Below are 10,967 nucleotides of genomic sequence, written 5' to 3' on the forward strand. Positions count from 1 at the left end.
AACTTATTCATTGGTTTTATATACTTTATTCAGCTAATATATTTTTTAATATCTCTGCATTTTTACCGCAATATTCTCCTGATAACATATCTAAATGAAGACCATACCCATCATATATAACGAACTTACCCATTGTATGGTTCTCCCAATTTAATAAGTATTCATAGTTTTCTCTTACTTCTCTAGTACTAGAGCTTGATATAACATAGATATTAGCTTTTACTTTTTCTTTGGTTATATTTTTATTATTGTACTGTATATATTTTTTATGATTTACCATAGCCCTTTCCGCTATATTTTCCTCAAATTCATGGAAATTGTCTATATTAAAAAAGTTTTTCATAATACTAATAACCTCATACTTTGAAGGGTACGTTAAATTGTCTTTTACTGATTTTTTTACCGCCGAATCTAACATTATAATATCAGAAACTTCATAACCCTTCTTTTCTAGTACTTTAGCGACTTCAAAAGCTAAATTACCTCCACCAGAATATCCTAATAATATAAACGGTCCTTCATTTTGAGTATCTAATATGCTTTTTACATACTCATCTATAATATTAGCATTATCAATAAAACTAAATGCATAAATTGAATAATTATCTATTCTATTTACTAAATTTAAATAGGAATATCCATATCCTATAGCCGGTGGAAATGCAAATATATTTTTACCTCCACTATAACTTAGCCTTGTAACAAATTTTCCGCCTTCACCTAAATCAGAATATAATAAATTACAAATATCTTTTATAGTTGGGTTTGTAAATAACTGATCCATTGTAACATTTAGGATTAATTGTTTTTTCATTTTTACCAACAAATCAACTAATTTAATAGAATTTCCACCTAGTTCAAAGAAGTTATCATTTATTCCTACATTCCTTATTCCCAGTACATCTTCCCATATCTTAACTAACTTCTCTTCCATTTCATTTCTTGCCGCCTCATACTCTGCCCCTGTATTAATTTTTCCTTGTGGCTCTGGTAATGCCTTTCTGTCTACCTTTCCATTTATAGTTAGTGGCATTTTATCTATTTTTATAAAGTATGACGGAAGCATATAGTCTGGTAAAGATTTTTTAAGTTCTTCCCTTAATTCACCTACTCTGTATTCTTTCTCACCAACATAATACGCACATAGGCGCTTACTTTCTTCTTTTCCCTTTGCATCTACTACAGTTTCTTTTATTCCCTCTAGTTTTAGTAATGTATTTTCTATTTCTCCTATTTCTATTCTAAAACCTCTTATCTTAACTTGATAATCTATTCTTCCTAAGCATTCTATGGTTCCATCTGGCAGCCATCTTGCTAAATCTCCTGTTTTATACATTTTTTGCCCTGGTTCATATGGATTTGCTACAAATTTCTCTTCGGTTAATTCTTTATTGTTTAAATATCCCCTTGAGAGCCCATATCCACTTATACATAGTTCTCCTGCTGCACCTATTGGCATCAATTTATTGTTCTTATCAACTATATATATTCTTACATTATCTATTGGTTTTCCTAATGGCATATTTATATAATTTTTCAAATTATTTATAGTTATATTGTTACATGCAGCATCAACACAGCACTCCGTCGGTCCATATACGTTACTTATAATAAGCTCCTTATTATTAACTTTCTTATATATCTTTTCTATTATTTTCCGTGTAAGTTTATCGCCACCAATTATCAAATTTTTAAGCTTTAAGTTTTTATTTGTTAGAAGCTCTGAATTAGCCATCATTGCTAAATGCATTGGTGTTCCATCTGTTATCTCTATTTTATTATTTAAGTAGAACTCAACTAACTTGTCGCCTTCTTTTCTAGCAGCTTCTGTAACTACATATAATGTATTTCCTAATAATAAAGCACAAAAGATTTGCTTAACTGATGCATCAAAAACATATGGAGCTACTAAAGCTATTTTTAAATTATCATTATATTTACTGTATATACTTTCATTTAATCCATGTACTAAATTAGTTACATTGGAATGCTCTATCATAACACCCTTAGGCTTCCCAGTTGTTCCTGATGTATATATTACATAGGCTAAATTTTTTGCACTGGCAGTCTTACCTATGTTAGCACGATCTTCTTTATAGAACTCTTCATCTTCCAAGTCACATACGTCTATTTTTTCATTTTTTATTTTTTCTTTAAACTTACTTTGAGTTAATACTATTTCAGCTTTACTATTCTCTATCATATATTCTATTCTATTCTCTGGATATTCGGGGTCTATTGGCATATATGCTCCCCCTGCTTTTAAAATACCCATTATTCCCACTATCATTTCAAGAGAACGCTGCACCATTATTCCTACTACAGCATCCGCTCCTACACCTTTTTTCATTAAGGTTATTCCTAATGAATTAGCTCTTTCATTAAGCTCTTTATAAGTTAACTTTTTATCTTCATATACAACAGCAATATTATCTGGAGCCTTCTTCACGTTTTCCTCAAATAATTCATTTATTGTTTTCTCTCTTGGATAATCTACTTTTGTGTCATTAAACTCCATAAGTAACTTATACTTTTCTTCTTTCCTTACTATTTCTATATCTTTAATTAGTACTTCTGTATTATCTATAACTTGATTTATTAAGCTTTCAAAATAATTTTTAATTTTTAGTACATTATTCCTTGAATACATTAATTTATTAAATTTAAACTTTATTAAAATAGTATCCTGATATATGACAGTTAAGTTAAAGTTGTAGTTTGTTTGCTCTTGTGATTTACAGCCAATTATTTTTAGATTGTTCTTAGTCAATACTTCATTATTAATGCCATCGGTGTCAACTGGATAGTTTTCAAATATCATTATGTTGTTTACTAATTTTTCTTTAACTTCACTTAACCCTTGTATCTCTGCTAAAGGATAAAAATCATACTTGCTACTTTCTAAGAAAGACTTATTAACAGTAGTCAGTAATTCTTTAAACGTCATATTTCCTTCTGCTTTAACTCTTAAAGGTACAGTATTTATAAATAATCCCAACATATTTTCTATACCCTTAACCTCTGGATTTCTTCCTGATACAACATATCCAAATACAGAGTCGCTACTGTTATTATACTTATTAAGCAGTACTGACCATACGCTTTGTATTATTGTATTAATTGTAACCTTACTATTTCTAGCTATTGCTTCAAGCTTTCTCGTTATATCTTTTCCTATATTAAAGTTAATTTCTTCTTTTTTATATTCCTTACTGCTCTCTTTATTTTCAAACGGTACTGCTGTTACCTCATTATAATCTAAAAGGTATTTTCTCCAATATTCCTTTGCTGCATCTCTATCCTTATTATTAAGCCACTCTATATACTCATAATACGGTACTGCTTCTTTTAAATCTGCTTTGTATCCATACTTTAATTCATTATATATCTTAAATAATTCAAGCATTACTATATTAAGACACCAACCATCCATTATAATATGATGATTATTAAGTATTAGATTATATACATCCTCTTCTGTTTTAATTATTGTCAATTTTATAAGAACATCTTTATTTAAATCGAATCCTTGCTTTTTATCATTCTTTACTGCTTTATCTATATAGTCTTCTTTGTCAAATTTTTCATGACTTATATCTACATATCTGACATTTGCTTTTCTTTTATAAAATACAATTTGCATATTCCTATTAAAGTTTTCATAATCAAAAGCAGTTCTTAAAATATCATGTCTTTCTACTAACTTATTAAAACTTTGTTTTAATAAGTCTATATCTAATTGTCCTTTTACCTTTATTACTAATTCTTCATTATAAGCTTCTGATTTATTATCATATAACGTATGGTATAACATTCCTTCTTGCATTGGTGCCAAAGGGTATATATTTTTGATATTATCTATATCTTTTAAATACGGTTTTAATTGCTGTAAGGTTATATTCTCCTTTGTTACATCTGCTGCTGTTTTTTCCGCTTTATCTTTATTCATACAGTGTTTAATAATCTTTTCAAGATTATCTTTGTAATCATTAACCAGTGTTCTAATTGTTTCATCTTTGTATTCTGTAGTACTATAGCCTAAGTTTAAATTTAAGCATTTATCTACAAGTATCCCAGAAAAGTCTAATGAGTATAATCCCTTATTATTTAAACCTATTGAATTTCCACTGCTTAAAGGCGACATATTAAAGATATCATTATTAATATCTTCATCAAACTGTCCAAGATAATTAAAGCTTATTTCTGGTTTTAACCTAAATTCCATCTTATCCTTAGATAGATATTTGATTATGCCATAGCCAATTCCCTTATCAGGCACTCTCCTTAAAGAATCCTTTATATTCTTTATTGTAGTTTCTAAATCATCGCTATTACTATTCAATACTACTGGATATTGCGAAGTAAACCAGCCTACTGTTCTGGTTATATCCACATTTTTTATAATTTCTTCTCTACCATGACATTCCAAGTTTACTAATATATTTTCCTCGCCTGTCCATTTACTTATTGTTAATGCCAAAGCTGTTAATAGCAAATCCTCTATTTCTGTGTTATATGCCTTATTTACATGTTTTAATAATTTCTCCGTTTCCTCTTTTGTAAGGTTAAATCCTACACTTCTTAAATCTTTAATCCTAGATACAGCTGCCTCTTTGTCCTTTGGAAGTTTCCTTATCTCATATTTGTCTATGCCATTCCAATATTCTAATTGTTTTCTTATACTGTAGCTGTCAGCATATTTCTTCTGCTCTACTGCCCACTCTTTAAATGATGTTGTTTTATCTTGAAGTATTATATCTTCTCCGTTTTTGGTCATTTCATATGCCCTTGATAAATCTTCAAATAATATTCTCCATGAAACCCCATCTATAACTAAATGGTGTATTGCTACTAGTAAATGGTCTCCTTCATGGGTTTTAAATAAGCCTAATTTTACAAGAGGTCCATCATGTAGATTAATACTACCTTGAATTTCATCACACTTTTCTGTTATTTCTTTCTCATTTAAACCTTCATATACATTTAAATCGTATAACTTTTCACTTGTCCCTCTGTTAATTTGATGTACTTCACCATTTTCTTTCTTATACACCATTCTCAATGCATCGTGGTGAATAATTATAGCTTCAAATGCTTTTTCTAATGCTTCTTTTTCAAACCCATCTTTACTAAACAGCATTACTGATTGATTCCAATGATGTTCTTCTTCAAAATTCATTTCAAAAAACCATTTTTGTATAGGAGTTAATTCTACTTCTCCAACTACTTCATCTTGGCTTATTGTTACAGCATTTTTCTTTACGCACTTACTTAAAGCTTTTATATTTGAATTGTTGAATACATCCTTAACCTCAAAATAATATCCTTTTGCTTTAGCTCTTGATATTACCTGTATTGATTTTATGGAATCTCCACCTAAACTGAAAAAGTCATCATTTATTCCTATATCCTGTACTCCCAATACGTCTTCCCATATTTGTACAAGTTTTTGTTCTATTTCATTTCTTGGAGCCTCATATTCTGCTCCTGTATCAATTTTACCTTGTGGCTCTGGTAGTGCTTTTCTATTTATTTTTCCGTTTAATGTTAATGGCATACTTTCTAGTTTTATAAAGTATGATGGCACCATGTAGTCTGGCATAGATTTTTTTAATTCTTCTCTAAACTCTCCTACACTGTACTCTTTTTCTCCAGCATAATATGCACATAGATATTTATTTACTGCCCCATCTCTTGCTAAAACTATTGTTTCTTTTATTCCTTCTAGTTTTAATATATTACTTTCTATTTCTCCAAGCTCTATTCTAAAACCACGTATCTTAACTTGATGGTCTATTCTTCCTAAATACTCTATGTTCCCATCTGGAAGCCATCTTGCTAGATCTCCTGTTCTGTACATTTTTTCTCCCGGCTCATATGGATTCTGTGCAAATTTTTCATTAGTTAACTTTTCGTTATTTAAGTATCCTCTAGCTACTCCGCAGCCACTTATACACAACTCTCCTGCTACTCCTATTGGGAGCATTTTATTATTCTTATCAACTATATATATTTTTGTATTATCAATAGGTTTTCCTATTGGTATCTTTTCTTCTTTTTCCCTACATTCGTAGTAGGTTACATCTACTGAAGCTTCTGTTGGTCCGTATAAATTTATTAGCCTTGTGTTATTTACTCTTCCTATTTCTTCGTTAAATATGTTGGCTTGTTCTACTTTTAACGCTTCTCCACTTGTAAATACCTTCTCTAGGCTTTCTATATCTTCCACTTTATCTTCTGATATTACATAGTCCATAAAAACATTCAGCATTGATGGAACAAAGTGAAGAACTGTAATCTTTCCTTCTTTTATACTCTTTGTTATTTCTCTTGGATCTTTTTCTCCTCCTGGCACCAGCATCCTAACCTGAGCTCCAACAAATGACCACCACAATATTTCCCATACTGATACATCAAATGTATATGTTGTCTTTTGTAATATTACATCTTTGCTGCTTATGTTATATTTTTTCTGCATCCAATTAATTCTATTTACTATTCCTTTATGCTCTATCATAACCCCCTTAGGCTTTCCAGTTGTTCCTGATGTATATATTACATATGCTAAATTTTCCGCACTAGCAGTTTTACCTAAGTTAGCATTACTTTCTTTGTATAATTCTTCATCATTTAAGCCGCATACTTCTACGTTATTTTTATTTATTCTGTCTTTAAACTTGTTTTCTACTAATACTAGCTTTGTTTCACTGTTTTCTAGCATATATTCTATTCTGTCATCTGGATATTCTGGGTCTATTGGCATATATGCTCCCCCTGCTTTTAATATACCCATTATTCCTACTATCATTTCTAAAGAACGCTTCACCATTATTCCTACTATTGAGTCCGCTCCTACGCCTTTTTTCGTTAGGGTTCTTCCTAATGAATTAGCTCTTTCATTTAGCTCTTTGTAAGTTAACTTTTTATCTTCGAATACAACAGCAATATTATCTGGAGTCTTCTCTACTTCTTCTTCAAATAATTCATTTATTGTTTTCCCTCTTGGATAAGATGCCTTTGTGTCATTAAATTCTATAAGTAATTTATGCTTTTCTTCTTCATCTATTAATTCTATGTCTTTAATCTTAGTTTCCGCATTCTGTCCCGTTTCTTCTATTATGTTTAATAGATGCTTTTTCATTCTTTCAATGGTTTCATATTTATAAAGGCTAGTTGCATAGCTTAAATTAAAGTAGATCTCTTCTTCTCTTTCCTTTGCTGTTATTGTTATATCAAACTTTTCTACATTGTCATTTGTATTATATGTCCTAAAGACTAAGTCATTTATTTCTACCTTGGTCTCTTCCATATTCTGAAGTACAAACATAACATCAAATAATGGATTTCTACTTAAATCTCTATCTACATCTATTTTATCCACTAATTCTTCAAACTGATAATCTTGATTTTCAAAAGCCTTTAACGCTTTACTTTTTACTGTTTTTAAGTATTCCTTAAAGCTTGCTTCACCATTTACACTACTTCTTATTGCTAACGTATTTACAAACATACCTATTACATTTTCTAGATCCACATGGTTTCTTCCAGCTATTGGGCTTCCAATTATTATGTCTTCCTGTCCACTGTATTTTGATAATAATATATTTATATTGGCCATTAGTAGCATATACATGGTACTTCCCGTTTCTTTAGCTATCTTTTTTAATTTTTCAGTTGTTTCCTTATCTAAAACAAAATTTATACTTCTGCCCCTAAAGTCTTTGACCCTCGGTCTTTTATAATCTGTAGGTAAGCTTAGTACTGGTACTTCTTCACTAAATTCTTTTAACCAATATTGTTCCTGCTTTTTAAATTCTTTACTTTCCCTCTTCTTTAACTGCCATGCAGAATAATCCTTATACTGTACCTTTAATTCTCCTAAATCCTCTCCTTCATATAAATCGCTAAATTCTCTTGTTAATATGGACATTGAAACTCCATCTGATACTATATGATGCATATCAAAGAACATAATATGTCTTTCTTTTTCTAATTTTATAATTTCTACCCTTAATAATGGTGCTTTTTCTAAATCAAACGGTCTTATAAATTCTTCAAACTTTTCTTTCACTTCTTCTTCATTTTTTATTTCTATTTTCTCTATTTCAAATTGTATTTCATTAGCTTTATTAATTCTTTGCACTATCTTATCAGCTTTGGTATAAAAGCTTGTCCTTAATGTTTCATGTCTCTCTATTAATTTTATAAACACTTCCTGCATTCTTTTTATATCAAAATCACCTAATATCTCTAAGGCTCCAGGTATATTATATGCTGTACTTTTCTGATCAAGCTCTTGAAGCATATACATTCTCTTTTGAGCTGATGAAACTTCGTAATACTGTTTTTCATCTACTTTTTCTATTGCCTGATATTGCTTGCTGCTAATAGTTTCTATGTATTCGCTGAGTCCCTTTATGTTTCCGTTATTGAAGATTTCCTTTAGTGGCACTTCTACATTTAATACCTTGAAAATCCTCCCTGTTAAAGTTGTTGCACTTAATGAATCTCCACCTAAACTGAAAAAGTCATCATTTATTCCTATATCCTGTACTCCCAATACGTCTTCCCATATTTGTACAAGTTTTTGTTCTATTTCATTTCTTGGAGCCTCATATTCTGCTCCTGTATCAATTTTACCTTGTGGCTCTGGTAGTGCTTTTCTATTTATTTTTCCGTTTAATGTTAATGGCATACTTTCTAGTTTTATAAAGTATGATGGCACCATGTAGTCTGGCATAGATTTTTTTAATTCTTCTCTAAACTCTCCTACACTGTACTCTTTTTCTCCAGCATAATATGCACATAGATATTTATTTACTGCCCCATCTCTTGCTAAAACTATTGTTTCTTTTATTCCTTCTAGTTTTAATATATTACTTTCTATTTCTCCAAGCTCTATTCTAAAACCACGTATCTTAACTTGATGGTCTATTCTTCCTAAATACTCTATGTTCCCATCTGGAAGCCATCTTGCTAGATCTCCTGTTCTGTACATTTTTTCTCCAGGCTCATATGGATTCTGCGCAAATTTTTCATTAGTTAACTTTTCGTTATTTAAGTATCCTCTAGCTACTCCGCAGCCACTTATACACAACTCTCCTGCTACTCCTATTGGGAGCATTTTATTATTCTTATCAACTATATATATTTTTGTATTATCAATAGGTTTTCCTATTGGTATCTTTTCTTCTTTTTCCATACATTCGTAGTAGGTTACATCTACTGAAGCTTCTGTTGGTCCGTATAAATTTATTAGCCTTGTGTTATTTACTCTTCCTATTTCTTCATTAAATATGTTGGCTTGTTCTACTTTTAACGCTTCTCCACTTGTAAATACCTTCTCTAGGCTTTCTATATCTTCCACTTTATCTTCTGATATTACATAGTCCATAAAAACATTCAGCATTGATGGAACAAAGTGAAGAACTGTAATCTTTCCTTCTTTTATACTCTTTGTTATTTCTCTTGGATCTTTTTCTCCTCCTGGCACCAGCATCCTAACCTGAGCTCCAACAAATGACCACCACAATATTTCCCATACTGATACATCAAATGTATATGTTGTCTTTTGTAATATTACATCTTTGCTGCTTATGTTATATTTTTTCTGCATCCAATTAATTCTATTTACTATTCCTTTATGCTCTATCATAACTCCCTTAGGCTTTCCAGTTGTTCCTGATGTATATATTACATATGCTAAATTTTCCGCACTAGCAATTTTACCTAAGTTAGCATTACTTTCTTTGTATAATTCTTCATCATTTAAGCCGCATACTTCTACGTTATTTTTATTTATTCTGTCTTTAAACTTGTTTTCTACTAATACTAGCTTTGTTTCACTATTTTCTAGCATATATTCTATTCTATCATCTGGATATTCTGGGTCTATTGGCATGTATGCTCCCCCTGCTTTTAATATACCCATTATTCCCACTATCATTTCTAAGGAACGCTTCACCATTATTCCTACTATTGAGTCCGCTCCTACGCCTTTTTTCGTTAAGGTTCTTCCTAATGAATTAGCTCTTTCATTTAGCTCTTTGTAAGTTAGACTCTGGTTTTCATATACTACTGCAATGTTGTCTGGAGTCCTTTCCACCTGCATTTCGAAGAGTTCACTTACTACCTTACCTTCTGGATATTCTCCTTCTGTATCATTGAACTTTTCTAGTATACTGCGTTCTTCTTCGCTTAGTATTTCTATATCCTTAATAACTGAATTCATATTAAGACTTACTGAACTTAATATATTAATAAAAGCACTTTTAACTCCATTAACTTCGTCCATTAATGATTTGTTACAATAATTAAATATAAGCTTGATGGAATTATTATATTTTTCTATATTTAAAGTAAAATCATTATTACCTAAAGCCAAAATATCTTCTATCTGTTTTTTATTATGAATATTCTTCATACAACAATACACATTAACACTGTCATATATATCATTGATTTTATATATATTTTTGACTGGATAAAATTGATGTTTATATGCTTCAAAAGTTTGATTTTTTTGATGAACTAATGCTTGTTTGAATGTATTATCTTCAATAATATTATTATCTAATATTATAAATTCATTAGTACTTTCCATATCTTCTGATTCAATATATTGTGGAATTCCAATTAAAAATTTATTATTTTGAAAGTACTTAGCTATAGTGATTTTAAATGTAGCCAACATAATTAAATAAATAATTAAATCATTATTTCGAGATGTTTTAACTATTTTATTAAATACTTCACCATCTATGTCTACATTGATTTCATTTTTACTTGGTACATATTCTGAAGCCCTCTTACTAAAATTTATTCTTTCATATTCCCCATGTGCAATCTTATTCCAATATTTTTTAGATAAATTAATTAAATTAATATCTGACTCTTCTGCTCTAATCATTTGTAATACCCCCCTAATTTCTTAGTACTAATCCACATTTATTAATTCCAGATAGTAA

At 30.0% G+C, this 10,967-nt stretch carries 1 protein-coding gene; it reads right to left on the bottom strand.

Going from position 1 to position 10,967, the window contains the following annotated elements:
* Window positions 1-25 precede the first annotated feature (25 nt).
* On the bottom strand, window positions 26-10,909 hold the full coding sequence (locus tag BEE63_RS04685; RefSeq protein WP_066020273.1) for a non-ribosomal peptide synthetase: 10,884 nt from the start codon (window positions 10,907-10,909) through the stop codon (window positions 26-28).
* Window positions 10,910-10,967 lie beyond the last annotated feature (58 nt).

This window comes from Clostridium pasteurianum (genome assembly GCF_001705235.1).
Taxonomy (GTDB): Bacteria; Bacillota; Clostridia; order Clostridiales; family Clostridiaceae; genus Clostridium_S; species Clostridium_S pasteurianum_A.